This is a genomic window from Campylobacter sp. CFSAN093224 (assembly GCF_012897395.1).
GTDB classification, from domain to species: Bacteria; Campylobacterota; Campylobacteria; order Campylobacterales; family Campylobacteraceae; genus Campylobacter_D; species Campylobacter_D jejuni.
The window spans coordinates 1,410,207-1,436,002 of the sequence record NZ_CP040607.1; the positions used below are offsets into that span (position 1 = coordinate 1,410,207).

Genomic DNA, 25,796 nt, shown 5'->3' on the forward strand with positions numbered 1-25,796 from the left:
ATTATACATTTTTTCTTAAAAATGATAATTTTGTTAATCATTTGTTATGTTTTATATTTTAAGGCTAAATCAGTCTTATTTATTGATATTTATCTTATAACCTAAACTTGGCACATTTTTTATAAAATCTTCACCCACTTTATCTCTTACTCTTTTTATAAAAGTTCTAACAGCAGTATCACTCACATGTTCACCTATCCAAACATTTTTCTTAATATCTTCATGCAAAACCAAAGCCCCAGGTTGCTTTAAAAGCAAAGAAATAAAAGCTAATTCTTTTTTAGTTAAAACAATTTCTCCACCATTGTAAATCAAAGTTCGTTTAGTTTTGTTAAATTGATATTCTTCGGAAATTTTTACAAGCATATTTGCTTCAATTTTTTCACCTATCAGATAATCTAAAACTTTAAACAACTCTTCTATATCAACAGGTTTAATCAAATATTTATCTATACCAATATCAATAGAACGCAAAAGTCTCTCTTTCTCTGAATACGCACTAAGAACAACAATTGGGACATCATCTGAAATTTCTTTAATCTCTCTTGCCATATCCAGTCCATCCATAATAGGCATAGCAATATCTGTGATAACTAAATCTGGCTTAAATTTTTTAAATTTTTTAAGCCCCTCATCTCCATTTTGAGCTCCGATTACTTTACTAAAGCGTTCGCTTAATATATTAATCATTGATTCTCTAGCCTTAACCTCATCTTCAACTACTAATATTATCAATTCTTTACATTCTTGTGACATTTCTACTCTACCCTCTCTTTTAGTTTTAAAAATATCTCAAAACAAGCCCCGTCTTTTCCATTTTTAACTTTTATTTTTCCTTGGAAACTTTCGATAATTTGTCTACTTATATAAAGTCCTACTCCTATACCTTGACTAGGATGTTTTGTTGTAAAATAAGGTTGAAAAATTTTATCTAAATTTTCTTTATCAATCCCACCAGCATTATCTTTTATTGTAATTTTCAGATAATTTTTTCCAAATTTTGAAAAATTTATTGTTATGATTTTTCTTTTTTTGTTTTTAAATGCTTCTATTGAATTTAAAATCAAATTAAGAAAAACTCTTATTAAACCATTCTCATATGCCAAAACTTCATAATCACTTTTCGAAACAATATTAATATTTACATGATTTTTTTCTATAGTTTCAAAAGCAATTTCCAAGGCTTTATTTAAAGTCTCTTTTATAAATACACACTGCTCTACTCCTTTGTTAAACAAAGTTCTAAACACATCAATTGTTTCTGACATATTTTTAATCATATCTTTTGATTGTGAGTAAATTTCAGCAAATCCTTTTTCATCTTTAAGATTTTGCTTCATTTGAAACATGGCAATACCGAGCTCATTTAACGGTTGTCTCCATTGATGTGCTATATCGCTAATCATTTGTTCTAATGAAGATTTCAAAATCTCTTCATATGCTATTTTAATATCTTTTTCATTTTTTTCCAAGGCAATTTGCATTTTTTTCTCAAATTTTTTACCTAACTGTATAAATTCTTGTTGGTGATTTTTAACTGTATTTTCAAGATTAATACTTAATTCTCTTAATTTAGCGTGATTTAGAGCAAGCTCTTCATTAAGCTTAAAAGAATTACTAACATTATGAGAGAATGCTACTATTTCTATTAATTCATTATTTTTATCCAATATGGGGATTAATAAAGTTTCAAGATAGAAAGTTTTGCCTAATTTATCAATATTTTTAAAAATAACTTGATAAGGTTTTTTATATGAAAGTTTTTTTAAAAGTTCTTCAATATAACATTCCTCAACATCTGGATGTTTAAATATTGAATGTTTTTTTCCTATAAGCTCTTTTTTACTATATCCACTTATTTGACAAAGTTTATCACTGACAAAAATTAAATTTCCTTGAACATCAGCTCTTGAAAAAATTGTATTTTTTTCAAGAGCTTTAAAAAACTGATCTTTAAAAAAATCTTTCATTGAAAAGCCTTAAAACCTATATAGGCAAGATTTATACCGTAACAAACAATAACGCCATACGATAAATAATTAAATAAATTTTTCAAAAAATCACTAAAAAACTGTGAAATTTTAGAAAAAAATAACATCGCAGGTAAAGTTGATATTCCAAAAATCATCATTACCAAAATACCTTCAAAAATATTTTGCTTACTCATTGCATTGGCTATAAAAAAATACACCAATCCACAAGGAACAAAACCATTTGAAAATCCTAAAAATATGGCTGATTTTAATCCTTTAAAATTTTTAGATTTTTTAATAATTTTCTTTACAAAACTATCAAAAAAAACATTATTTTCAATAAAAGATAACATATTGCCTCTAAAAATAAGAGCGAAACCCAAAATCATCATAAATATACCAAGAATAAAAAATGACAAACTTTGAACCTTAGCATTGATTGCCAAGATATTCCCAAAAGTCCCAAAAATTATCCCTAAAACAATATAAGCAAAAATTCTAAACAAATTATAAATAAAAGTTAATAAAAATAAATTATTGCTTTTTGAATTCAAATTTATAAAAAGTAAATTAAAACCACCACACATAGAATAGCAGTGTCCAAAACTAGATAAAAAAGCAACGCTGATAATAGCTAAAAAATCTATACTCACATCAAATTCATAAATTCTTTAAAAATATACTTACTTTCATGAGGACCTGAAGAACTTTCTGGATGATGTTGCACTGAAATAATAGGATAGTCTTTATATCTTACTCCTTCAACATTATCGCCAAATAAATTTCTATGAGTGATATGAGCCACTTGAGCTAATTCTTCTGGAACATTATAATTATGATTTTGTGCGGTAATTTCTACCGTTTTTGTATCAAGATTGATCACAGGATGATTTGCTCCATGTTGTCCAAATTTCATTTTATAAGTTTCATATCCAAAAGCATTACTTAAAAGCTGGTGACCTAAGCAAATTCCAAGCATAGGAATTTTAGCTTCTGCAAGTTTTTTAATCTCTGCAATCTCTTGTTTTAAAATCCTTGGCTCACCTGGACCATTAGAAAGAAACACGCCTTGAATTTCACCTTTTTTATACAGAGTAATCAACTCATCTGCTTTAACATTATATGGATAAACTTCTACTTCAAAACCTACTTCTACAAGTTCATTTAAGATATTTGTTTTAACACCATAATCTATAACAGCAACTTTTTTCTCACTTCTTTTAGCATCATTAAATTTTTGAAAACTAGCGTTCCAAACGCCTTGTTTATGAGAATAATTTTTCTTAGTGCTAACTTCTTTTACAAAATTTACTTCATCAATTTTTGCTGATTTTTCTAAGGCGATTTTTAAATCTTCTTTATCTGAAATTTCAGTTGAAATTACAGCTCTTAAATTGCCATTATTTCTTATCATTTTTACTAGATATCTCGTATCAAGTTCATAAATTCCTATTTTTCCATGTTTTTCAAGATAATCTTGCAGACTTTCTTTAGCGCGAAAATTTGAAAAACTGGAACTTAATTCACGCATTAAAACACCACTTGCAAAAATTTCCTTACTTTCATTATCATTTTCATTGGTTCCCACTATACCAATTTCTGGCATGGAAAATACGATAAATTGCCCTGCATAAGAAGGATCTGAAATAATTTCTTGATACCCTGTTAAAGAAGTGTTAAATACAAGCTCTCCAAAAAAAGTACCGCTCTTTCCAAAAGCCTTGGCACTTAAAAAAATATCATTTTCTAAATAAATATAAGCCTTCATTAAAACATACCTTTTTTTCTAAGCTCTTCTTGATAGAGTTTTTCAAAGATAAGATCGTATTCTTCGCTACCTGGAATAGGTTTTGTTTTATAATTGCTAATTTTCTCATAAACCTCATCTTCAAGTTTTTCATAAATTTTAAGATAAGACTCTATGCTTGAAAAGATTAAATTCTTAACTCTATTTTCACTCACTATAAAATTAATATAATCATTCTCTACAAGTTCTTCTAAAATTTGATGCGCTAGATGATTATGTCTATCTTCAGAATCTAAAATCACATTAAATTCAGGAGCTAACTTTTTCTTCACAAGCCAAAACATATTTTTACGATCTACTTGCATAAGCTCCATTTCATCTTCTTGTTGCTCCAAAAGCTCTTTTACTCTTTCATCTAATTTTCTTTCATTTAGAATATCTTTCTCTAAAACTTCTATTATACATACCTTAAGCTTTTCTAATTGATCTTTAATTTCTACAAAAGAAGAATTAGCTATATCTAACATCATTTTATTTGCGATATAAGGAGTATGTGGTAATTTTATACGCATCTTAAAAACCTTTTATTTGATAATGTTTGAAATAATAGCTTATTTTTGGTAAAAGAATGTTAAAAATGAAAAATTTTCATTATTTTAATCACCTAATTACTAGCATTATTATCTAAATTTTTCAAAAGCAAAGTAAGCTCGCTAGCTTTTTTTGGATCCATTTTAGATAAAACACCTGAAATTTTACGCGATTCCAAAGAAAGCATTATTTTGCTTGCATCCTCTGCATCCATTTGACTTAAAACATCTGCAATGGCTGCATCTTTCATTTGGGAATAAATTTCTTTAACCCTACCTTGAGTTTTATCATTGATTGAATTTAAAATCTTTTGTTGTTTTTCTACAAGCCTTGCGTTTTCAAGCTTTAATTCTTCAATTTTTGCCAAAGTTGCATTAACCTCAGCCTCTTTTTTTTCTAAATTTTCAAGCCTTTCTTTTTGCAAAGCTTCAAAAGAGGCTTTATAAGCTTCTAAAGATTGTCTTGCTTCATCAAATTCTCTAGTTTGCAATTCAATTTGAGCTTTTCTAGCTTCAAAATACTGCTCACAATCTTGTTCAGCTCCAAAAACTACACTTGAAATAAAAACTAACAATATAAATTTTTTAATCATCTTTTTCTCCTTTGAAAAAACGACTGATTGCAATTTCATCTAAAAATTTTTCTTCAGCCTTGGCAAGTTCTTTTTGCTTTTGTTTAATTTCCTCGGCTTCTAAAACCTTCATTTTTTCATAATCTAAATGTGCTTTTTGATATAAAAACTGATAATGATTCATTTCTTTTTTAGAAAGTTCTACTTTCTCCTTAGCTCTTGCCAAAGCCTCGCGTCCTACTTGTGCCATACTTAAATTCGATCTTAACTCTGCTATAGATCCTGATTTTGGCAATACGCCTAAACTTTCACACTCTTGGCGTGAAAGTTCATAAGCTTTTTCATGTTCAAGCTGTCTTTGTTTGGCTTGATTAAGATTTGATTCTGCTTTATCAAGTTGTTGTTTTCTTACCTTTACAACAGAATTATATTTACTTTTCATAAGATGATAGTATCATCTCTTTCAGGGCTAGTAGAAATATACTTTACCTTAACCCCTGCAAGCTCTTCAAGTCTTGCTATATATTTTTTAGCATTTTCTGGCAATAAATCATAATCTTTTATACCAAAAACTTTATCCCAACCATCCATTTCTTCATAAATAGGTTGAACATTTTCTAAATCGCTTGGTATATAGTCGATTTCCATGCCCTTATATTCATAAGCACGACAAATTTTTATCTTTTCAAAACCATCTAAAACATCAAGCTTCATCAAAGATAAAGCATCAAGACCATTAAGTCTTGCTGTATATCTTACAGCAACTGCATCAAACCATCCACAGCGTCTTTTACGTCCCGTGCTTACGCCAATTTCTTTTCCAATTTGCGCAATTTTTTCTCCATCTTCACCCTTATCCTCAGTAGGAAAAGCTCCATTTCCCACACGCGTTGTATAAGCTTTTACAATACCTATAATATTTCCCGCTTCTTTAGGATTTAACCCAAGTCCTGTTAAAGCGCCTGCTGAAATAGTACTTGAGCTTGTAACATAAGGATAAGTTCCATGATCAATATCAAGCATAGAGCCCTGAGCTCCTTCTAAAAGTACTCTTTTATCTTCATCTAAAGCCTTCCAAAGCATTCTTGTAGTATCTGTAATATAAGGAGTTAAAATTTCATTAAAGCGTTTTAAATCAGCAAGCAATTCTTCAGCACTTGGAATTTCAATTTCAAGCATTTCAAAAAAAGTTTTATTAGCTTCAAAATCTTTTATCAAAGCCTCACAAAGTCTTTGTGGTTCTAAAAGCTCTCCAACTCTATGTCCTGTACGATTAATCTTATCTGCATAAGAAGGTCCTATACCCTTACCTGTTGTTCCTATGGCATTTTTGCCTTTGAGCTTTTCTTTTGCAATGTCTATTAAAGAATGATGTTTTAAATTTAAATGAGCTCTATCGCTGATATATAATCTACCTTTTAAATTTTCAAATTGAGCCATTTCAGCAATCAATACTTCAGGAGAAACCACAACTCCATTTCCGATAATATTAATACATCTTGGATGCAAAACTCCACTTGGCATAAGATGAAGCGCATATCTTACACCATTTACCCAAATCGTATGTCCTGCATTGTGTCCACCTGCACTTCTGCAAACAAAATCATAATTTTCACATAATTTATCAACTACCTTACCTTTTCCTTCATCGCCCCATTGAATGCCGACAATAATATCTGCTTTGCTCATAAAAATTTCCTTGATTTTACTTAATATTGGCGAGAAGATGAGAGAATCGAACTCCCCAAAGAATAGTCAACTATCCTTTCATCTGATTTGAAGTCAGTGGCGATCACCAGATACGCTAATCTTCCAAAGTGATAATTATAGCGATTTTTAATGAAAAACAAAATAAATTTATCAATATTCTTTTTGACTTCATATTAAATTTAAGCTATAATCTCACTCTTTTTTAGCATCAAGTTTTGATGATTACATTTTTAGGATCTTTCTTTGAATTCTTTTAAACAAAAATATTTAATCAATTTTTGGGACAATTCCCGTTCTATGATTGCACTTGGAATTTTAAGTGCAGTGTATTTTGGGATTTTTGGTGGCGTTTGGGCTGTTACTGGAGAAATGACACGTTGGGGTGGCGAGTTTTTAGAGCTTTTAGGTATGAATTTAGATGGATATTCTTATTACCAAAAGCAAAATTTAAATGGAACCCCTTTAACAAGAACTGATGGTATTATGCTCATAGGTATGTTTATAGGTTGTTTAGTAGCCGCACTTTTAGCTAACAAAGTCAAATTTCGTCTACCTGCTAGCAATATAAGAATTTTTCAAGCAATAGTAGGTGGAATTCTTTCAGGATATGGAGCAAGACTTGCATTTGGATGCAATTTAGCTAATTTTTTTACAGGTTTACCTTATTTTTCTTTACACACTTGGCTTTTTACTGTTTTTATGGTTTTAGGAATTTATCTAGGAGTGAAAATTTGCAACACTTCCTTTTTTAAACCTAAAGCTAAATTAGAACGTGTAAATAAAGAAAACTTGCCGTTAAACAAGCAAAGTTTGCGTACAAAATTATATTTTAACTTAGGCATATTGCTTTTCATAGCCTTTTTAGTTTGGGTGTTTTATCTTGTTTTTACAAATGGCAATATCAGCACACAAAACAAACAAAGTCTTCTAGCTTTAGCACTGATTTTTGGTTTTGTTTTTGGCTTTGTTATTTCTAGAGGGCAAATTTGTTTTACTTCTTGCTTTAGAGATTTATTTTTATTTGGTAGAGATAATGCTATAAAAGGCGCATTAATCGGTATGATTATCGCCTCTTTAATCGCTTTTGCTTTTATCTTGCAAGGTCATACTAGCAAACTCATAGAACTTTCTCCTGCTGTAGCTGTGGGAGCATTTTTGTTTGGTTTTGGTATAGTTTTTGCCGGAGGTTGCGAGTGTGGTTGGACTTATCGTGCCTTTGAAGGACAAAGTCATTTTATAATAGTAGGAATTGCAAATATAATAGGAACTATGATTTTAGCTTTAAGTTATGACTTTTTACCAAAAGCTTTTAAAGAAGGTATAAAAATCAATCTTTTAACTGAATTTGGCAATTTAAATGGATTTTTTATCAACCTTATTTTATTCATCTTAATGTTTGTTTTTGTAGTATTTTACAAAAAACACTTCTTTAAAAATCAACTTAAAGGATAAACAATGAAAATTACTTATAGTTTAAATTTGCAAGGTGAAGCTTGCCCTTATCCTGCTATAGCAACACTTGATGTCTTACCTAAGCTTAAAAGTGGAGAAATTTTAGAAGTACTTTGTGATTGTCCACAAAGTATCAATTCCATACCTCAAGATGCAAAAAACCGTGGTTTTAAAGTGCTTGAAATCGATCAAAGTGGACCCACGCTAAGATTTTTAATACAAAAGCCTTAAAAAAGGCTTTTGTTCTCAAAGCTCTTTTAACATCTTTTCATAAGCTGCTTTAGTTCCAGATCTTACATTTGTAAACAAACTTGCAATAATAATCACCGCCGAAGCTGCTAAAAACCCTGGAACTATTTCATAAAGACCCGAATTTGCAAAATTCTTCCAAAGTACCACAGTAGCAGCTCCTGTTATCATACCTAAGATTGCTCCTACTCTTGTCATCCTACTCCAAAATAAAGAAAAAAGCATTACAGAACCAAAAGAAGCTCCAAATCCGGCCCATGCATAAGAAACTATACTCAAAACACTTGAGTTTTTATCAGTAGAAATCAAAAACGCTATTACAGCTACCAATAAAACACCTAATTTACCTAAATTTAATACAACATGACTTGGCGCATCTTCTCTAAAAATCTTTTTATAAAAATCTTCCGCTATAGTAGAACTTGAAACCAGCAATTGTGAACTTGCTGTACTCATAATAGCTGCTAAAATAGCACTGAGTAAAATACCTGCTATCCAAGGATTAAATAAAAGCTGCGACATCACGATGAAAATCTTTTCAGGATCTTGCAAACTTAATTCAAATTTATGCACATAAGCTATACCTAAAATACCTATCATACAAGCACTTAAAAGACAAACCGCCATCCAAGCAATACCTATAAAAGTGGCCATAGGAATATCTTTAGTAGAACGAATCGACATAAAACGCACTAAAATATGTGGTTGACCAAAATAACCCAAACCCCAAGCAAGTGCAGATATAATGCTTACAATTCCTACTCCTTCGCCCATAGATAAAGCTTGTGGCTTTATTTCTCTTACTATATTCATCGCTTCACCAAAACCACCTAAATGATAAAGCATAACCAAAGGTACAATAATTAAAGCCATCATCATTAAAAGCCCTTGTATCATATCCGTCCAACAAACCGCCTTATATCCACCTAAAAAAGTATAAGCAACAATAATAATCGTTCCAGTAGTTAAAGCATAATCGTATCTGATACCAAAAGTACTTTCAAAAAGTTTTGCTCCGCTTACAAGCCCTGATGAAACATAAAAGGTAAAAAATATCAAAATTACCACCGCACATACGATGCGCAGTATATGTTTATCATCATCAAAACGAGTTTCAAAATAATCAGGAATAGTCAAAGAATTTGCAATCACACTGGTATAAATTCTAAGTCTTTTTGCCACAAAAATCCAATTTAAACTAGCTCCTATAGTAAGCCCAATTGCAATATAAGAATCTATAAAACCACTTACATATAAAGCTCCCGGTAAACCCATTAAAAGCCAACCACTCATATCAGAAGCCCCTGCGCTAAGTGCAGATATCACAGGCCCCATAGTACGCCCACCTAGAAAATAATCCTCTGAATTTTTATTTTGCTTATAAAAATAAAAACCTATATAAAGCATTAATAAGGCATAAGCTACAAACATCACTGCTATTGGGGTATTAATTTGAACCACTTCCATCAATCTCTCCTTGATCATTAAGATATTGCTCTAATGCCTAAATTTCCATAACGATGAAAAGATATACTTAAAGCTTTTTCATTAAAATAATTTAAAAGTTCAAAACGACCATTTAATAATGGCTTTTCTCTTATAATGATTTTAGCAAGCTTTGCAGCCTCTTTGTAAATCTCATCATTTACATCTGGCTTTGCTAAATAACGCACTCTTTCATATTCTTTAATACTCTTGATAAAATTTTCTTTATTTTCTTTTAAAAACAATACTTTTGCTCCTATGCTTTGAACAATTCGTTCTATCATACTAACATCTTGTTCATCATAACTGATACTTAGATCAATATTTGCAATATTTGCACCTAAAACCACACCTAAAACATCTTTTAAGCTTTCATTTCCACAAAGTCTTAAAACCATATTCTTTATTTTAGTATAAGAAAAAAGATTATCTTCTCCACGAATATTGACATAATCTTTTGAAACACTAAACTCGTTTTTATAATGATAAGCATAAGATTGAGACATTTTAATTAAATTGTTTATAAAATCTTGTGCTTCTTTTAAATCTATTTGTGCTAATTTTTTTGAAAATTTATCTTCAATTAAATGATCATCAAAATCTTCTTGCTTAATCTCTAAAAATTGAGTGATATAATTATAAATTCCAACTTTTCTACCCAAACCTATAGCTGATTTTTTAATCCCACCAAAAGGTTGACGCAGCACTATAGCCCCTGTGGTTGGTTTATTGATATAAATATTTCCTGCTTCTATGTGAGTGTGAAAATACTCCCATTCTCTTTCATCTAAGCTTTCAAAACCTGCAGTTAAACCATAACCTGTGGAATTTACTATATCAATAGCTTCTTTTAAGTCTTTAGCCTTCATCACACTTAAAATCGGTACAAAAAGTTCATTCATATGAGTAAAATCACCCTTTTTAGTGCCATATTTTATGCCTGGAGTCATCAAATAAGGATTATCCTCTAAAAACTTAGGTTTTAATGCCCATTCTTCATAAGGTTGTAATTCATCTAAGGCCTTTTGAACTTTAGAACTTGGCTTATCAGCTAAAGTACCTAATTTATTTTTAAATTCAAAAGGATTGCCCACTGCCATAGAACTCGCAGCATCCACTAAAGTCTTTTTAAATTCTTCATCATGATAAACCTCTTCTTCTAAGACTAGCAAAGAAGTAGCTGAACATTTTTGACCGCTATTGCTAAAAGCAGAATGAATGATATTTTTAATCGCACTATCACGATCAGCAAATTTAGAAACTATAGTCGCATTCTTTCCGCCAGTTTCAGCACTTAAAAGCAAGGTTGGATTAGCTTTTAACATAGCATAAGCAGTATCCTCTCCTCCTGTAAGAATTGAAAATTTAATCGCTTCATCAATAAGTAAATATTTAGAAATATCACTTCCTTTTGAAGGTAAGAAAATCAAAGCATCTTTTGGAATACCCGAATCCCAAAAACACTTACAAAGCATATAACCTGTTAGAGTTGAAAGTGAAGAAGGTTTGTAAATCACCACATTACCTGCGGCTAGTGGTGCAGCTATAGTACCTACTGAAATTCCTATAGGAAAATTCCAAGGAGCTATGGTAACCCCTATACCTTTAGGTGTGAATGTAACTTTTGGATTTTGTTTTTTAAGCTCTTCTAAAGAGTGCGGATAAAACTCTATAAAATCAATAGCCTCACTTACTTCAGGATCGATCTCTAAAAAGGTTTTGCCCACTTCTAAAGCTGCCAAACCTATCAAATCCCCTCTTCTTTCTCTCATCAGTTTTGCACTTTTGGCTAAAATTTGATAAATTTCATCATGACTTTTTTGTGTAAATTTGGAATTTTTAGCTACTTCTAAAGCTTGTTTGATTTCTTTTTCTCCTGCTAAATAAGCCTTTCCTATAACTCTATCTTCGATCTTATCTTTAACTTCTAAAACATTTAAATTTTCTGCTTTAAAATCAAGTTCGCCTATAACAGGATAAACATCATAATCTTTTAAATTTTCATATTTAGTTTTAATTTCTTTAGCCCACGCTCTATTTTGTGCTAAAATAAAATCCGTATCGCTTTCATTGCTAAATTTTTTACTTTCATAAGAACTTATGATATTTGATTCTTTATTTCTATCTTGCTTACGATGTGTAGTATTATCAAGAGTTTTTATGCCTTCTAAAGATTTTAAAAAAAGTTCTTTTTGGATATTCCAGTTTTTATCTCCTACTTTAAGATTGAAAAAATAACGCATAAAATTATCTTCACTTGTATTTTCATCAAGGCGTCTTACAAGATAAGCAATGGCATTGTTAAAATGTGCTTCATCGCAAACTGGGGCATAAAGGATTAGATCATGCATTTTAGATAATTCATAAGAACATTGCAAACTCATACCTTCAAGCATTTCAAAAGTAAAAGAATCCAAAGCACCCACTTCACTTATACGTGTATAAGCATAAGCAATCTCAAAGATATTATGACTTGCAATTCCTATGTTGATGTATTTATAATTGTCTCCTTCAAGAATAAAATCAAGCATTTTATTATAATTACTATCAGTATCTATTTTTTTGTAAAAAGTAGGAAGCTCCCAACCCTTTTGAGACGCAATGGTTTCTTCACTTTCCATATTAGCACCCTTAACAAAACGGATCTTAATAGGCTTCATACCTTTTAAAACCCTCTCTTTTGAAAAAGCAAAAAGTTTTTTAAGATACTTATAAGAATCAGGAATATAAGCTTGCAAAACAATCCCTGCTTTAATATCAAATTTAGCCACACTTTCCATAAAAGCTGCAACGGTGAGCTCTAAATCCCTAAATTCTTCCATATCAAGATTGATAAATTTAGATACACCTTGTTTTTTCTCTTCTTCTAAGGCTAAAGCATAAAGATAATCTAGTCTTTTTACGACCTCTTCTTTGGAATAATTAAAATCTATAATATTAATTTGTGAAAAAATAGTAGTAATTTTTATGGAAATATAAGTGATATAGCTTGATTTTAAGGCTTCTTCGTATTTTTGCATACGATATTTACTCTCAGCTTCACCTAAAACCTCTTCGCCGATTAAATTCACATTTAAGGTAATTTTATCTTGCTCTTTTCTTTTCTTAATATGTGGTTCTAAAACACTAGGATTTGCATCTAGAACCATAGCTTTAGTATCTTCTCTTAAATATTTGACAAAAAAAGGTACACTTAAATTAGGAGCAAATTTGCCAAAATTTAAAAAGCTAAAAAGTAGGAATTTTTCAAAAGTGCTAAAAAAATCCGCTATGCCATATTTACTCAAAGTATATTCTATAAGCTCAAAACTTGCATTTTTATCTTTACATCTAAAAGAACGATCTAAAAGTTCTATAAGCATAACTTTATTTTTGGGATTATTAAGAAGTTTTTGCATTTTAGCATGAAATTCTTTTTCAGAATTTGAAATATTGGCTTCTATTTGTCCTTGCAATTCTTCAGCTAAAGCTAAAGCTTTTTGTATCATTTCGTATCTCCTAAGATAAAATAAATTTTAATAAATAATATATAAATAAGATAAAAAATAATATTTTAAATCATAGAAAATGTATAAAAAATGATAAAAAAAAATTTTAATGGGTATATAAGTAACAAAAATTAAGAAATGATAATATCATTTTCTTGCTTATTTACAACCTTGGCAATAATTTTAGCTTGAATATTTTCATCTTCTAGTTTTTTTAAACATTCTAAGGATTCTTTTTCACTTATAGAAATTAAAAGTCCTCCTGAAGTTTGCGGATCACAAAGTAATAATTTTTCTTCATTTAAATCAGGGATAAGTTCTTTTATAAATTCTAAATTTTTATAAGCTCCAGCAGGAATTAAACCCATATTAAAATACTCTTTTACTCCATCTAAAAAAGGAAGTTCACTTTCAAAAATTTCAAAAGAAATATTTTTATTTAGCATTTCTTTTAAATGTCCTAAAAGTCCAAAACCTGTGACATCACTCATGGCATTTGGATGAAATTTAAGAGCAATTTGACTGGCTTTATAATTTAACTCCATCATACTTTTAAGCATTATATCTAAATGTTTTTGATTTAACATTTGTGCCTTTAAAGCTGTACTTAAAATTCCTGTTCCTAAAGGCTTGGTTAAAATGATACAATCTCCAACTTTAGCCGTATTATTAGCAATAAATTTACTAGGATGTACTTTTCCTGTAACACTAAGTCCAAAAAAAAGCTCAGTGCTTTCTATAGTATGGCCACCCACAACTAAAGCATTGCATTCTTGAACCTTATCATTTGCACCTTCTAAAAGCTCTTTTAAGATGTTTAAATCATGATTGCAAGTATCAAAACCTACTATATTTAAGGCATTAATTACCTCTGCACCCATAGCAAAAACATCGCTTAAAGCATTTGCTGCAGCAATAGCACCAAAATGATAAGCACTATCTACTATAGGAGTGATAAAATCAAGCGTTTGCACCAAAGCTAAATCGCGGCTGATTTGATATACGCTTGCATCTTCATTATTTCCGATATCACTAAGTAAAGCAGGAGTTTTTTGCATGAAATTTAAAATTGTTTTAAGACCACCCGGGCTTAATTTCGCTGCTCAACCTGCTGCTTTAACAAAATGAGTTAAATTTTGATTTTTATATTGCAGTGTTTTTCCTTATAGAGTAATGATTTTTGCTTTACCAAAAAGCTCGTTTAAAATTTCATAAGCATTGCCTATATTTCCTATTTTAAGTTCTTTGCTTTTATTAAAAAATTCTAGACAAGCTCCACAACTTATGATCTCAATACCTAAATTTTCAAGTTCTTTCATAGCTAAATGTGCTTTATGATTTTCATCAACATTGATTAAAACACTTTCATTTACGCAAAGAATTTTACTTGGAGCATGATCTAAATTTTTTAAGGTACTTAAAAATCCTACAAGTAAATTTTGTCCCAATTCACCCTCACCCACTTTGTCGGTTTTTAAAAATAAAACATTATAATCGTGAATATTTACTTCACTAGAATTAAAATTCTTTTTTTGTACTTTGATGCAAAACTCTTGTGCATTTTCATCTACAACAGGGTTTAAACTTAAAGAGCTAAGAAATTTTACAACATTATTTTTTGAAATAATAGAATTTAAAACAATTTCTAAAATTTCATTTTCTTGAAGTTTTTCAAGAGCGTTTTTTGTTTCAACTATAGGCTGAGGACAAGAAAGATTGCGACAATCAATTTTCATTATTTTTCCTTGATATTAGCTTTGAAAAATAATATTATTTTATTACTTGTTTTGTGTTTAAAAATTTTAAATAATATAGAAAAAATTTAAAAGCTCAAAAATGAGCTTTTTTTAAAATCTTTTTTTATCCACATCTTCAAGAATTGCCGCAGCAATTTGATTGACTTCATTTGTTATATTATTGGTAACATTTGCAACTTCGACATTTTCCTTAGTTACAGTTTCAAGTTGTGCTATAGCATCGTTAATCTGTGTGATTCCTGCTGTTTGTTCTTTTACAGATTCTGCTACTTCATTTACGCTTTGAACAAGTATATTAATATTTGCCTCGATTTCAGATAAGGATTTTCCTGTTCTTTCCGCAAGCTGTCTTACCTCATCTGCAACAACTGCAAAACCACGCCCATGTTCTCCAGCACGTGCAGCTTCAATAGCTGCATTTAAAGCAAGAAGATTCGTTTGCTCAGCGATATCTTTAATCACATTGACAATATTTTTTATATCATCAGCTTGTGAAGCAACCTCAACTGTTTTTCCACTTACATTTTGCATAGAAGAATTAATCTCCTCCACAGCTGCAGCCGATTGTTCTAAAGAACTCGCTTGTGCATTAGAGCCATCAGCAAGTTTTTGCATAGAATTTTTTAACTCTTCTGACTGATTGGCTAAATCTTTAGCAAAATTTGAAGAAGCCAAAAGCATCTTTTTAATTTCTTTGCCTAAAATATTAGTTGTAATCTCAACTTCACCTTTAGCATTAAATACTTCTGTACTAAAATCAAGAGCCTTATAACTATCAAAAACTCTATTAATTTCATTCATATTAGAACCAATTTTACTTTGTAAAACATCAAGCATCCTATTAAGAACATTTTTAAGTTCTACTAATTGAGGATTTATAGGATTTTTAGTAATTCTTGCAGTTAAATTACCCTTTTCGATTTCTCTAGCAGTTTGCACCGATTCATCTACAGCATTTTGATCTTGTTCTAAAGATATTTGAATCTTTTCAATATTTTCATTTATGATTCTTCCCATTGCTCCTAGCTCATCATTAGCACGAATTTCAATAGCCTTAGGTTCAATTTTTTCATGATTTAAAAAACGGAAAAATGATTCTAAAGAACTAAGAATCACAGGCAATCTAGATGCGACAATTTTTCTTACGCAATAATAAACCACTCCTAAAACAACAAAAATAAAAATAAAAGATGCACCAAGAATAATTAATTGTAATTTTTTTAAGGGTTTAAATACTGAATATTTAGGAGCAGTTACCAAAACTGCCCAAGAACTATCTTGCACTTTAAAACTATTAATCGCAGCATAAGAATCATCACCATCAGAAGCTATATAGTTAAAAACTCCATTTTTTCCTTCACTTATGGCCTTATAAGTTTCTTGTGCACCTTTATTAGGATTGATATCTTTTAAATTTTTTAAAACTAGATTTTTATTTGGATGTATCGCCATAAAACCATCTGAATTTAAAAGAACTCTTAATTCACCATCATATTTTTGACCTTTAGGGTCTAAAAGATAAGTAGCAATATCTGAAAAATCTAAAGTCATGCCTATGACACCTACAACTTGATTTTTTCGATCAAAAATAGGCATAGCAACATTTACAGCATCAAAATCTTGACCTTCTAAATTCATCTTAATAGGACGGCCTATATATACTTTATTTTCCCCATATTTTGCTTTTTTTAATATATCTTGCACAACTTGCAGATTAGCTATTTCATCACTAGCTTGTATTGCTTTTATTCCGCCTTTATTATCCTTTTCTTCATCAGCGTAAAGCATAACAAATTTTCCACTTTGAGTATTAAAAAATTTACTCTCTTCTTTAAAGTATTCTGGCGGATCAATAAGATATAAATAAGTAAAATTAGAATAAGCACTATTATCAAAAGTATTGGTTATAATATTTGTTATATTGTCTATATCTAAATCTTCTTTAGAGGTTGATCTAAACATTTCTGTTAAAGTACCTGAAATACTTTTATTTAAAGCGATCATTTCCCCAAAAATTCCTTGAGTTTGAGTAGCATATTCTTTCGTGATAGAAGCAAGAATATCTTCTGTATTTTTGGTAATATTTTGACTTACTTGTTTTGTGATTAATGAAATTAAAATAACAAGTCCAATAACAACAACAGCTGCCACAGAAAAAATAAGTTTTAAACCTATATTTAAAGATTTAAACATCTTATAACTCCTAAAATAAAAAATTTAGATTCTAATTTTAACATATTTTTAAAAAAATAATATTAATTAATTATAAAAAAATTATGTATTAGTATTTTTTGATAGAAGATTTATTTTTTTCCTTTTAAAAACAATTCTTTAAAGCGTTTATTAGCGTATTCTTCTATGTCTTTTTGCAAAATAGAGTAATTTTCCATCAATTCCATAGCTCTAGGAGTAAGTTTTGTTCCTGATTCTTTAGAGCGTCCTTGTCTTGTGCTAACTAAAATTTCTTGAGAATTTTTTTGTAAGGTTTGTAAATGCATCCAAGCTTTTTTATAATTAATCCCCATAAGTTTAGAAGCATGTAATAAACTACCTGTTTGTCCGATAAGTTCTAAAAGTTCTGTTTTTCCTCGACCAAAAAGCAAATCTCCATCCGCATTTTCAATCCAAGTTTTTGTTCTTACTATAAATTGCTTACCTTTTTTTTCTTTAAAACAACCAAGTTGACAATACTTTACATCAACCTTATAAGTTTTTAAAGCTGAACGCATACTTTTAAGTCCACAACCTTCTTTAGCAATATCTCTTGCATCTTTACAAAAAATTCTACGCTTTTCATCTAAACTAGGTTCTATTTTTTTAAGCACTTCAATCTTTGCTTTTTCAAAATCTAAATGTCCAAATTGCCCCAACTCGCAATTATCAATTCTCATGTGATTTTCATCGGCTAATTGTCCGATTTTTTCTATATTTATATTAAATTTCTTTGCAATTTTAAAAGCCGTACCACAATCTAATTTTTCATTGCTATTTAACAATTCTCTCATATATGAGATGATTTCTTTTTCTTGATTTTTATCCATGAATTCTAAATTCTCCACTATAAATATTGATCTTATTTTCTCTAGCAAAACCACAAAGCGTTAAATCAAATTTTCTTGCTATCATAACCCCTAAACAAGTAGGAGCCGTGCGTGAAACAAGCACTGGAATTTTATGCATAACTGCTTTAGCTACCATTTCAGAACTTAGCCTTCCACTAACCATTAAAAAACATTGACTTAAATCAACCCCAGCTAAACGTGCTTTTCCTAAAGCTTTATCTATGGTATTATGTTGAGCTATATCTTCACCTATAAAAAAAGTTTTCTCATCTACAAAAAGCTTAGCCGTATGCACACAGCCTGTTTTCTCGTAAAGCTCGCATTGAGTATAAAAAGTACTCATTTGTTTTAAAATTTCACCTTTGCTAAATTTTGCATCAGAACTAATTTTACTCGCTTCAATGGCTTCTGGATCGATATTTGCAGTATGTGCTCTACCGCAACCACTTATAACTACACCTTCAGCATTAAGCTTTGCTAAATTTTCTTTATCAATCTTTGCTTTAATATGCACACTCATACCATCATCTTTTGTTTCTATGCTCTCAATATCGCTTACTTTCGCAATGATATTTTCACTCATTAAATATCCTATTGCTAATGCCTGTTCATCTACAGGAGTTGCCATTAAAGCACCTACTTTTTCATCATTAATAAAAATTTCAAGCTTAATTTCACGCACTAAAGTATCATCGCATGTAAAAGATTCATTGCCTTTATATTTTAAAATTTGAGTTGTAAATAACGGATCCATACCTTATCCTTTAAATATCTTTAAATAATATTATATCAAAAAAACATAAATAACAAATTCACATATGGAAAAATAGATTTTAGATTCAACTTATAAAAGAAAATTCGTTCTATTTATTTCAAAAAAGCTTAAAACTACCGCTATGTAATAACATAGCGGTTAAAGATTAAATTTTTACATTAGGATCATAAGAAAAACTAGGTTCAATTTGCTTTTTATTGCTTAATTCTTTATACCAATAAGAATGTAAAATATAAACCTCTTCTTCTTCTTTATAACCACTAATCATAGAATGGATACTGCCTTTGATTGCAAATACTGCCATATAAATATGCACACCAAAAAACACTGCACACACTATACCCAAGAAATTATGCACTATAGCTGAAATTCTTAAAAGTTCAATGTGAGTTAAACCAAAAAGACCTTGAATTGCCGTGGAATTAAAATCAAGAAAATACATAAATCCACCTGTAATTATCATCAAAAATCCACCAAATACAGCTATATAATACCAAGATTTTTGACCAAAATTAAACTTACCTGCAGGTACAGGACGTTTTACTTTGCTTAAATAACCACCTACTATCATCATCCATCTGATATCATAACTTGCAGGAAGCATTCTTTTAATCCACCATAAAAACATAGGGATTATAGAGATGATAAATAAAACCGTTGCAAAAGCATGTAAATTTTTACAAACCCTTACAAAAAGTCCGCCTCCAAAAGTCGCCCCAAACATCATCACAAAACCAGTTGGCACTAAAATCACCCAAGAAATTGCCGCGATAAAATGAAAAAGTCTTTCAAATAATGTAAAAGCATAAATTTTCTTTCCATCGTGTGAAAATTGCTTAGGTCCTATAACCATATAATGCAAAGCAAATGCAGACAATACCGCAATAACAGCGATTAAAGCTATAGTAGCTATATATTCACCTTGCAAAGTTGTCCAAAGTTTGCCAAAAGTATCATAATTTGGGATATTTGTAATACGATGAAAATCCCAAATTTGAGTATCTTGTCCCATTCTCTCGCTACCATAAGCAAATAAACTCACTACGCTTAATAAAAGCGTTACAAATACTTTTCTCATAAGCGTTCCTTTCCTGTGTAAGCAATCTTCCATTCCAAACTTTCCGAAGGATTTGGAATGCCATAATTTCTATTCATAAGTCTATTATGATAAATCTCTTCTATTTTAGAACTTTCACCTACTAAAAGTGCTTTTGTCGAACACATCGCAGCACATACAGGGACTTTTCCTTCTGCGATACGATTTTGACCATAAAGTTCTCTTTCTTTTTCTGAATTCGTTGCTTCAGGGCCACCTGCACACATAGTACATTTATCCATAATGCCTTTATTTCCAAAAACACTATCTTTTGGAAATTGTGGTGCACCAAAAGGACAAGCATAAAGACAATATCCACAACCTATGCAAATTTCTTTATCATGCAAAACAATACCATCAGCACGGATGTAAAAACAATCCACAGGACAAACGATAGAACAAGGAGCATCATCACAATGCATACAAGAAATAGAAGTTGAAACTTCTTTTCCTTGAATTCCTTCATTTAAAGTAATCACACGGCGGCGGCGAATATGAATAGGAAGCTCATGTGCTTCATCACAAGCTACCGCGCAACCATTACAATCAATACAACGCTCATTATCACAAAAGAATTTCAAGCGTTCTTTTTCTAAATTTGCAAAATTTACCTTACTCATTTTCCATCCTTACTGATTCTACAAAGTCCACCTTTAGTCTCTGGAATCTGACACATGATATCATAACCATAATTTGTTACCGTATTAGCACTTTCTCCGCTTGCATAAGGCTTAGTTCCTTCTGGGAAATTGTGCGTTAAATCCACGCCTTGCATAACTCCTGTAAAATGGAAAGGCAAGAAAATCATATCTTTTGCTACACCTGGATTAACCTTCACTCTTACATGAATTTTAGTACCTTCTGGAGAATGCACCCAAATCATATCTCCTGCTTTAATGTCTTGCTCTTTTGCTAATTGAGGATTGATCTCACAAAACATTTCAGGCGTTAAACGCGTTAGATACATAGATGCTCTATTTTCCATACCTGCACCATTTAAATTCACAAGTCTTGCAGTAACAAGATTAAGCGGGAATTCTTTAGAATAATCCTTAGCTTGTTGCACAGAAACAAATTTAGTATCCACGCGGTAAAGCGCTTTTTGATCTTCAAAACTTGGATATTTTTGCACCAAATCGTTTCTTGGAGAATGTAAAGGCTCACGGTGGAGTGGAATTTTATCTTTAAAAGTCCAAACTACAGCTCTAGCTTTAGCATTTCCATAAGGAACTATGCCTTTTTCTATACATTTAGTTGCTATGATATTGCTATCATCATAAGACCAAGTTGATCCCATTTTTTCTTTTTCTTGAGCACTTAAAGTAATACCTAAAACTTTTTCTATATTATCTTTAGTAATTTGTGGATAACCTGTATCAATAGGTGAATTTAAAGGTGCATTTTTAGCAAGTAAACTCTCTCCTTCATATTCAAGTCCAAAATTGTTTCTAAAGCCCATACCACCTTTTGCTACTTCAATGTCGGTATTATAAAGCACAGGAGAACCTGGGTGCTTATCACTCCAACAAGGCCAAGGAAGCCCGTAATACTCGCCAGCAACTTCGTCTTTTCCTTCTAAAGTTACCTCATCAAATTTATCCCAGTATAAAGTATGCTTTTTAAGCCTTTCAGGACTCCAACCATTAAGCCCTATACTTCTAACTGCTTTTGCAATTTCTCTTGTTGCATTTTCAGGCCAAACAATCTCACCTTTTTCATCGCGTAAAGTCTTGGTAAAGTCTTCATAAAAACCTAATTTTTTAGCAAGCTCAAATAAAATTTCTTGATCTTCCATGCTTTCATAAAGTGGATCTACAACTTTAAATCTCCATTGTCCGCTACGATTTGTTGCTGTTACACTTCCGCTTGTTTCAAACTGTGTTGCTGCAGGTAAAAGATAAATTCCATCTTTTCTTTCTGCAATAATCCCTGCTTCATTTACAAAAGGATCGGCTAAAACTAAAAGCTCTAAAGCTTCCAAACCTTCTTTAACTTTTACTTGTTGTGCAGTCGAAGTAATACCATTTCCCATAACTACTAAAGCTTTTAAAGGCGTTCCTGCATTATCGATAGCATCATTTCCATCTTTTCCATTTAAAGCCGCTGCCCACCATCTAGCAAGTGAAAGCCCAGTTTTATGCATCCAATCTTTGCTTACAAAATTTCCTAAAAGCCACTCATAATCCACACCCCAAATTTTGGCATAGTATCTCCAAGTCGCTTCATTTAAAGGATAATAACCTGGTAAATTTTCGCTCAAACAAGCCATATCTGAAGCACCTTGAACATTATCGTGTCCGCGTAAGATATTAACTCCACCACCAAATTTACCTATATTTCCAAGTACCATTTGCACAATAGGTGCTAAACGTGTATTTGAAGTTCCTACAGTATGTTGAGTTAAACCCATAGCCCAAATAAGCGTAGTTGGTTTGTTTTTAGCTACTTCGTGAGTGATTTGCACCAAAAGTTCTTTAGAGATCCCTGTAACATTTTCCACTTCTTCAGCTGTCCATTTTGCTGCTTCTTCACGAATTTTATCAATTCCAAAAACTCTTTCATCAAGATATTTTGTATCTTCCAAGCCTTCATCAAAAATGATTTTTAACATTCCATACATGAAAGCAATGTCAGTTCCTGGACGAATTCTTGCATAAATATCCGCTTTTGCTGCACTTTTTGTAAATCTAGGATCTACAACGATAAGCTTTGCACCTTTTTCTTTTGCTTTTAAGAAATGTCTAAAACCCACAGGGTGATTTACCGCTGGATTTGCTCCAATGATAATGATACATTTACTTCTTTGGATGTCTCCAAGATGGTTTGTCATAGCGCCATAACCAAATGTATTCGCCACACCGGCGACTGTTGCGCTGTGTCAAATTCTAGCTTGATGATCTACATTGTTCGTTCCAAAAAATGCTGCAAATTTTCTTATATAATAAGCTTGTTCATTATTAAGTTTTGCAGAACCTAAAAACATAACACTTTCAGGATTTTCTTTACGATAAGCAGCTAGTTTTTCTCCGATCTCACTTAAAGCTTGCTCATAACTTATGCGTTTCCATTCTCCATTTTCTTTTTTCATAGGATATTTTAAACGCACATGTGAACGCACCATATCGATCATATCAGATCCCTTGCAGCAATGTCCACCTGAACTCACAGGATGATCTTGAGCGATTTCTTGACGCACCCAAACACCATTTTGCACTTCTGCAATAATCCCACAGCCTACAGAACAGGCTGTACAAACTGTTTTTACTTTTTTACTACCTTCATAAGCTTCTTTAAGCTCATCAGCACTCGCTTCTCTTAAAGTTTCACTTCTAGCAAGCAACGGTGTTGCTAGGCTTGAAAGTGCTGCCATTTTAAGAAAAGAACGACGCGTAAGCTTGATATTTTCACCTACACTTGACATTACTCAGCCTTTATATAATAATTTTCCCAATTAGCACTTCTTTGAAAAAGCACTTCTTTTTTCTTACTTTTACCTTTAACTAAATCTTTTCTTTCTTCATCTTTAGCTAGAGCTAAAGTTGTGCTACCAAGCACTCCAGCAGCCCCTAAGGCAAAAGCGGATTTTTTAAGAAATTCCCTGCGATTTTTCACGAGTCCTCCTTTGTTTATTTGCTTCTCTTCTTAAAAATTCTGAACGCGATAGATCGTTTTGCACTTTTTTAGAATTTATTTTTGCAGGTTTTTCCACTTCAAAGCAAAGTCTTTCAAATTCCATAAAAGCCGATGCAATACTTGCAATTTCCTTATATAAATTCGCATTTTTATTCATGAAAACATCGCCTAAAAACTCATCAATGCTTTTATTGATCACTTTTTCAAAAAGCTCTTTGGCTAAATCATCTTCATTTTGCCTTAAAAATTCACTCATCAACAATAAACAAAATCCAACACTATCTTCACTTTCTTTAAAAAATTTTTCATTGCGTCTTATTTTACTTTTGACTAAAATTTGACGCACGCAAAGTAAAGGATTTGAATTTTCAAAACCTTCTTCTATGTAAGAAAAAGTCGTTGGAATGCTATTTTTAAGACTTAAAAAAAGCAAATCATATTCTTTAAAAAATGCTTGTATAGAATTTTCATCATCTAAATGCTTAAGCAAGATATCAAAATTTGATTTTAAATTTTCATCAAATAAACATTCTTGCATTGTCTTTAAATACTCTTGTAATTTTGACAATCTTTCTTCAGAAAATGAAAAAACAAAAAGCTCTCCTAGACATTGATAATAAAGACTTCTAGCTAATCTTAATTTTTCCAAATCCATTAAAGCCCCCATGCATTCAAAATTTTCAAAAATAGCTTTAAATTTTGCTTGAATGAATATTATGCAAAATATACCTAATATTCATTTTAAAGCCGATTTTTAAATCGATTTATCTTAATACTATTTGATTTAAAAATCACTGAATTTCAATAAAATTCCACAAGGATTTAAAATCTTAAAAAAATCATACCAAAGTATTGAAAATTAGATATTTGAGTTGATTTTATATTTGAAAAAATAAAATACTTTGCATAAAAATTTATATCTTTGATTCTCTTCCAAATAAAATTAACATTTTATGCAAATTATAAATAATACTAATTTCTTAAAGAATAATCCTTATAAGAAAATTCTCTTATCATTTGAAGTTCATTTTTACGGTCTAAAAACATGAGATTTGGAAGTCTTATGCCATTAAAAGTTGTGTTTTTCACAATGGTGTAATGAATTTGATCTAAAAAAACAATTTTATCGCCGATTTTAAGCTTTTTATCAAAGGCATATTCTCCCATTACATCACCTGCTAAACAAGTATTTCCAGTAAGTAAATAGGCAAATTCGTTTTCTTTTAAGTCTGAAATTTTTTCATTTTCTCTTGTGGCCAAAATTCTAGCATTTAAAACTTCACTTGTATAAGGCATGATGATAGTATCTGGCATATGTGCTTCGCTTGAAGTATCTAAAATAGCAATTTGTTTTTCATTTTCTATGATATCTACTACACTAGCAACCAAATTTCCTGTTTGCCAACCCACTGCTTCACCTGGTTCAAGATAAACTTGCACACCGTATTTATCGCTGAAATTTTTACACAAAGCAATAAGTTTTTCAACATCATAGCCTTTTTTGGTGATGTGATGTCCTCCTCCAAAATTCACCCATTTCATTTGCCCTATCCATTTACCAAATTTCTCCTCAAAAGCCTTTAAAACAGCCTCTAAAGCATCAGCACTTTCTTCGCAAAGTGCGTGAAAATGAAGTCCTTCTATAGCATTTAAATCCACATTTTCAAAATCTTTAGCACGAATTCCAAGTCTTGAGTATCTTCCACAAGGATTGTAAAGTTCTTTTGGGGCTAGAGAAAATTCAACATTACAACGAAGACCTAAGGAATTTTTTTGTGTTTTAGCTTGAAATTTATGAAATTGAGCTAAAGAGTTAAACACTATATGATGAGATAAACTGGCTATTTCACCTATTTCATCTTCTTTAAAAGCAGGCGAATAAGTATGAATTTCTTTATCCATGTATTCTTTAGCAAATTTTGCTTCCCAAAGTCCGCTACAAGTGCAACCTTTTAGGTATTCTCCGACAATTTTCATAGCTCCTGAAAAAGCAAAACCTTTTAAAGCTAAAAGCACTTTAGCTCCGCTTTTTTCGCCAACACTTGCTAAAAGCTCACAATTTTTTCTTAATTTATCTTCTTCTAAAATATAAGCTGGAGTTTGAATTTTTTCATAAAACATTATTTTTCCTTGATTAAATTGCTAAAATCATAACAAAATTAAACCAAATTTTCAAAATAAATATTTACTAAAAGTTAAAAAATAAT

The 25,796-nt window shown here is 30.7% G+C and carries 23 protein-coding genes and 1 tRNA gene; 2 read left to right on the plus strand and 22 right to left on the minus strand.

From position 1 onward, the window contains the following. Window positions 1-75 precede the first annotated feature (75 nt). The 9 genes from bumR to FBF11_RS07230 form a co-directional block, all read right to left on the minus strand. Window positions 76-756, minus strand: a complete 681-nt coding sequence (bumR, locus tag FBF11_RS07190; RefSeq protein WP_002868223.1) for a butyrate response regulator transcription factor BumR — start codon at window positions 754-756, stop codon at window positions 76-78. Between the two features lie 2 nt (window positions 757-758). Continuing rightward, complete coding sequence (gene bumS / locus FBF11_RS07195) at window positions 759-1,970, minus strand: butyrate sensor histidiine kinase-like phosphatase BumS (RefSeq protein WP_002868222.1); 1,212 nt, start codon at window positions 1,968-1,970, stop codon at window positions 759-761. After that, window positions 1,967-2,626, minus strand: a complete 660-nt coding sequence (locus FBF11_RS07200) for a sulfite exporter TauE/SafE family protein (protein ID WP_002851528.1) — start codon at window positions 2,624-2,626, stop codon at window positions 1,967-1,969. Before FBF11_RS07200 ends, bumS begins: the two co-directional genes overlap by 4 nt. Continuing rightward, complete coding sequence (gene carA / locus FBF11_RS07205; RefSeq protein ID WP_057096939.1) at window positions 2,623-3,741, minus strand: glutamine-hydrolyzing carbamoyl-phosphate synthase small subunit; 1,119 nt, start codon at window positions 3,739-3,741, stop codon at window positions 2,623-2,625. Before carA ends, FBF11_RS07200 begins: the two co-directional genes overlap by 4 nt. Then, the gene (locus FBF11_RS07210; protein WP_002868221.1) at window positions 3,741-4,292 is read right to left on the minus strand and encodes a DUF507 family protein; all 552 of its coding nucleotides are present in this window, start codon (window positions 4,290-4,292) and stop codon (window positions 3,741-3,743) included. The genes carA and FBF11_RS07210 overlap by 1 nt, the downstream gene beginning before the upstream one ends. Window positions 4,293-4,384: 92 nt before the next feature. Further along, window positions 4,385-4,903 carry a MotE family protein gene (locus FBF11_RS07215; protein ID WP_002855458.1) on the minus strand — a complete coding sequence of 173 codons (519 nt, stop codon included), beginning with the start codon at window positions 4,901-4,903 and terminating at the stop codon, window positions 4,385-4,387. Continuing rightward, on the minus strand, window positions 4,896-5,324 hold the full coding sequence (locus FBF11_RS07220; protein WP_002797496.1) for a flagellar export protein FliJ: 429 nt from the start codon (window positions 5,322-5,324) through the stop codon (window positions 4,896-4,898). The genes FBF11_RS07215 and FBF11_RS07220 overlap by 8 nt, the downstream gene beginning before the upstream one ends. Continuing rightward, window positions 5,321-6,571, minus strand: coding sequence for an adenylosuccinate synthase (locus FBF11_RS07225; RefSeq protein ID WP_002868220.1), 1,251 nt, complete (start codon window positions 6,569-6,571; stop codon window positions 5,321-5,323). The genes FBF11_RS07220 and FBF11_RS07225 overlap by 4 nt, the downstream gene beginning before the upstream one ends. Window positions 6,572-6,598: 27 nt before the next feature. Next, a tRNA-Sec gene (locus tag FBF11_RS07230) sits at window positions 6,599-6,696 on the minus strand. Between the two features lie 139 nt (window positions 6,697-6,835). Between FBF11_RS07230 and yedE the strand changes: the two genes are divergently transcribed. Next, window positions 6,836-8,044, plus strand: coding sequence for a selenium metabolism membrane protein YedE/FdhT (gene yedE, locus FBF11_RS07235; protein ID WP_002851361.1), 1,209 nt, complete (start codon window positions 6,836-6,838; stop codon window positions 8,042-8,044). Window positions 8,045-8,047: 3 nt separating this feature from the next. Further along, on the plus strand, window positions 8,048-8,275 hold the full coding sequence (gene yedF, locus FBF11_RS07240) for a sulfurtransferase-like selenium metabolism protein YedF (RefSeq protein ID WP_002855447.1): 228 nt from the start codon (window positions 8,048-8,050) through the stop codon (window positions 8,273-8,275). 15 nt (window positions 8,276-8,290) lie between these two features. Here yedF (FBF11_RS07240) and putP read toward each other — a convergent pair whose 3' ends face one another. The 13 genes from putP to nspC form a co-directional block, all read right to left on the minus strand. Continuing rightward, a complete protein-coding gene (putP, locus tag FBF11_RS07245) occupies window positions 8,291-9,760 on the minus strand; it encodes a sodium/proline symporter PutP (RefSeq protein WP_002868219.1) in 1,470 nt (489 codons plus the stop codon). A 17-nt stretch (window positions 9,761-9,777) separates the two neighbouring features. Further along, a complete protein-coding gene (locus FBF11_RS07250) occupies window positions 9,778-13,266 on the minus strand; it encodes a proline dehydrogenase family protein (protein ID WP_002868218.1) in 3,489 nt (1,162 codons plus the stop codon). Window positions 13,267-13,397: 131 nt separating this feature from the next. Next, on the minus strand, window positions 13,398-14,420 hold the full coding sequence (gene selD / locus FBF11_RS07255) for a selenide, water dikinase SelD (protein WP_079254727.1): 1,023 nt from the start codon (window positions 14,418-14,420) through the stop codon (window positions 13,398-13,400). 9 nt (window positions 14,421-14,429) lie between these two features. Next, window positions 14,430-15,002 carry a sulfurtransferase-like selenium metabolism protein YedF gene (yedF, locus tag FBF11_RS07260; RefSeq protein WP_002868033.1) on the minus strand — a complete coding sequence of 191 codons (573 nt, stop codon included), beginning with the start codon at window positions 15,000-15,002 and terminating at the stop codon, window positions 14,430-14,432. Between the two features lie 111 nt (window positions 15,003-15,113). Next, the gene (gene ccaA / locus FBF11_RS07265) at window positions 15,114-17,216 is read right to left on the minus strand and encodes an aspartate chemotaxis receptor CcaA (protein ID WP_002868032.1); all 2,103 of its coding nucleotides are present in this window, start codon (window positions 17,214-17,216) and stop codon (window positions 15,114-15,116) included. Window positions 17,217-17,326: 110 nt separating this feature from the next. Beyond that, window positions 17,327-18,064 carry a winged helix-turn-helix domain-containing protein gene (locus tag FBF11_RS07270; protein WP_002822570.1) on the minus strand — a complete coding sequence of 246 codons (738 nt, stop codon included), beginning with the start codon at window positions 18,062-18,064 and terminating at the stop codon, window positions 17,327-17,329. Further along, window positions 18,057-18,839: a formate dehydrogenase accessory sulfurtransferase FdhD gene (fdhD, locus tag FBF11_RS07275; RefSeq protein ID WP_002869208.1), complete on the minus strand. Its 783-nt coding sequence runs from the start codon at window positions 18,837-18,839 to the stop codon at window positions 18,057-18,059. Before fdhD ends, FBF11_RS07270 begins: the two co-directional genes overlap by 8 nt. 166 nt (window positions 18,840-19,005) lie before the next feature. Continuing rightward, entirely contained in the window at window positions 19,006-19,938 is a 933-nt protein-coding gene (locus FBF11_RS07280; RefSeq protein WP_002874623.1) for a formate dehydrogenase subunit gamma, read from the minus strand. Then, window positions 19,935-20,576, minus strand: coding sequence for a formate dehydrogenase FDH3 subunit beta (fdh3B, locus tag FBF11_RS07285; RefSeq protein WP_002851264.1), 642 nt, complete (start codon window positions 20,574-20,576; stop codon window positions 19,935-19,937). Before fdh3B ends, FBF11_RS07280 begins: the two co-directional genes overlap by 4 nt. Beyond that, window positions 20,573-23,377 (minus strand): formate dehydrogenase subunit alpha, encoded by a 2,805-nt coding sequence (locus tag FBF11_RS07290; RefSeq protein ID WP_079263690.1) that lies wholly within the window; start codon window positions 23,375-23,377, stop codon window positions 20,573-20,575. The genes fdh3B and FBF11_RS07290 overlap by 4 nt, the downstream gene beginning before the upstream one ends. Next, a complete protein-coding gene (locus FBF11_RS07295) occupies window positions 23,377-23,568 on the minus strand; it encodes a twin-arginine translocation signal domain-containing protein (RefSeq protein ID WP_002851537.1) in 192 nt (63 codons plus the stop codon). The genes FBF11_RS07290 and FBF11_RS07295 overlap by 1 nt, the downstream gene beginning before the upstream one ends. After that, window positions 23,543-24,256 (minus strand): molecular chaperone TorD family protein, encoded by a 714-nt coding sequence (locus FBF11_RS07300; protein ID WP_002851502.1) that lies wholly within the window; start codon window positions 24,254-24,256, stop codon window positions 23,543-23,545. Before FBF11_RS07300 ends, FBF11_RS07295 begins: the two co-directional genes overlap by 26 nt. Window positions 24,257-24,561: 305 nt before the next feature. Beyond that, on the minus strand, window positions 24,562-25,710 hold the full coding sequence (nspC, locus tag FBF11_RS07305; protein WP_002912468.1) for a carboxynorspermidine decarboxylase: 1,149 nt from the start codon (window positions 25,708-25,710) through the stop codon (window positions 24,562-24,564). Between the last annotated feature and the right edge of the window lie 86 nt (window positions 25,711-25,796).

What these genes read in the sequence shown, in the direction of transcription:
- bumR (WP_002868223.1), bottom strand. Translation starts at nt 756, where the DNA reads ATGTCACAAGAATGTAAAGAATTGATAATATTAGTAGTTGAAGATGAG.
- bumS (WP_002868222.1), bottom strand. Translation starts at nt 1,970, where the DNA reads ATGAAAGATTTTTTTAAAGATCAGTTTTTTAAAGCTCTTGAAAAAAAT.
- carA (WP_057096939.1), bottom strand. Translation starts at nt 3,741, where the DNA reads ATGAAGGCTTATATTTATTTAGAAAATGATATTTTTTTAAGTGCCAAG.
- FBF11_RS07210 (WP_002868221.1), bottom strand. Translation starts at nt 4,292, where the DNA reads ATGCGTATAAAATTACCACATACTCCTTATATCGCAAATAAAATGATG.
- FBF11_RS07215 (WP_002855458.1), bottom strand. Translation starts at nt 4,903, where the DNA reads ATGATTAAAAAATTTATATTGTTAGTTTTTATTTCAAGTGTAGTTTTT.
- FBF11_RS07220 (WP_002797496.1), bottom strand. Translation starts at nt 5,324, where the DNA reads ATGAAAAGTAAATATAATTCTGTTGTAAAGGTAAGAAAACAACAACTT.
- FBF11_RS07225 (WP_002868220.1), bottom strand. Translation starts at nt 6,571, where the DNA reads ATGAGCAAAGCAGATATTATTGTCGGCATTCAATGGGGCGATGAAGGA.
- yedF (WP_002855447.1), top strand. Translation starts at nt 8,048, where the DNA reads ATGAAAATTACTTATAGTTTAAATTTGCAAGGTGAAGCTTGCCCTTAT.
- putP (WP_002868219.1), bottom strand. Translation starts at nt 9,760, where the DNA reads ATGGAAGTGGTTCAAATTAATACCCCAATAGCAGTGATGTTTGTAGCT.
- FBF11_RS07250 (WP_002868218.1), bottom strand. Translation starts at nt 13,266, where the DNA reads ATGATACAAAAAGCTTTAGCTTTAGCTGAAGAATTGCAAGGACAAATA.
- yedF (WP_002868033.1), bottom strand. Translation starts at nt 15,002, where the DNA reads ATGAAAATTGATTGTCGCAATCTTTCTTGTCCTCAGCCTATAGTTGAA.
- ccaA (WP_002868032.1), bottom strand. Translation starts at nt 17,216, where the DNA reads ATGTTTAAATCTTTAAATATAGGTTTAAAACTTATTTTTTCTGTGGCA.
- FBF11_RS07270 (WP_002822570.1), bottom strand. Translation starts at nt 18,064, where the DNA reads ATGGATAAAAATCAAGAAAAAGAAATCATCTCATATATGAGAGAATTG.
- fdhD (WP_002869208.1), bottom strand. Translation starts at nt 18,839, where the DNA reads ATGGATCCGTTATTTACAACTCAAATTTTAAAATATAAAGGCAATGAA.
- FBF11_RS07280 (WP_002874623.1), bottom strand. Translation starts at nt 19,938, where the DNA reads ATGAGAAAAGTATTTGTAACGCTTTTATTAAGCGTAGTGAGTTTATTT.
- fdh3B (WP_002851264.1), bottom strand. Translation starts at nt 20,576, where the DNA reads ATGAGTAAGGTAAATTTTGCAAATTTAGAAAAAGAACGCTTGAAATTC.
- FBF11_RS07300 (WP_002851502.1), bottom strand. Translation starts at nt 24,256, where the DNA reads ATGGGGGCTTTAATGGATTTGGAAAAATTAAGATTAGCTAGAAGTCTT.
- nspC (WP_002912468.1), bottom strand. Translation starts at nt 25,710, where the DNA reads ATGTTTTATGAAAAAATTCAAACTCCAGCTTATATTTTAGAAGAAGAT.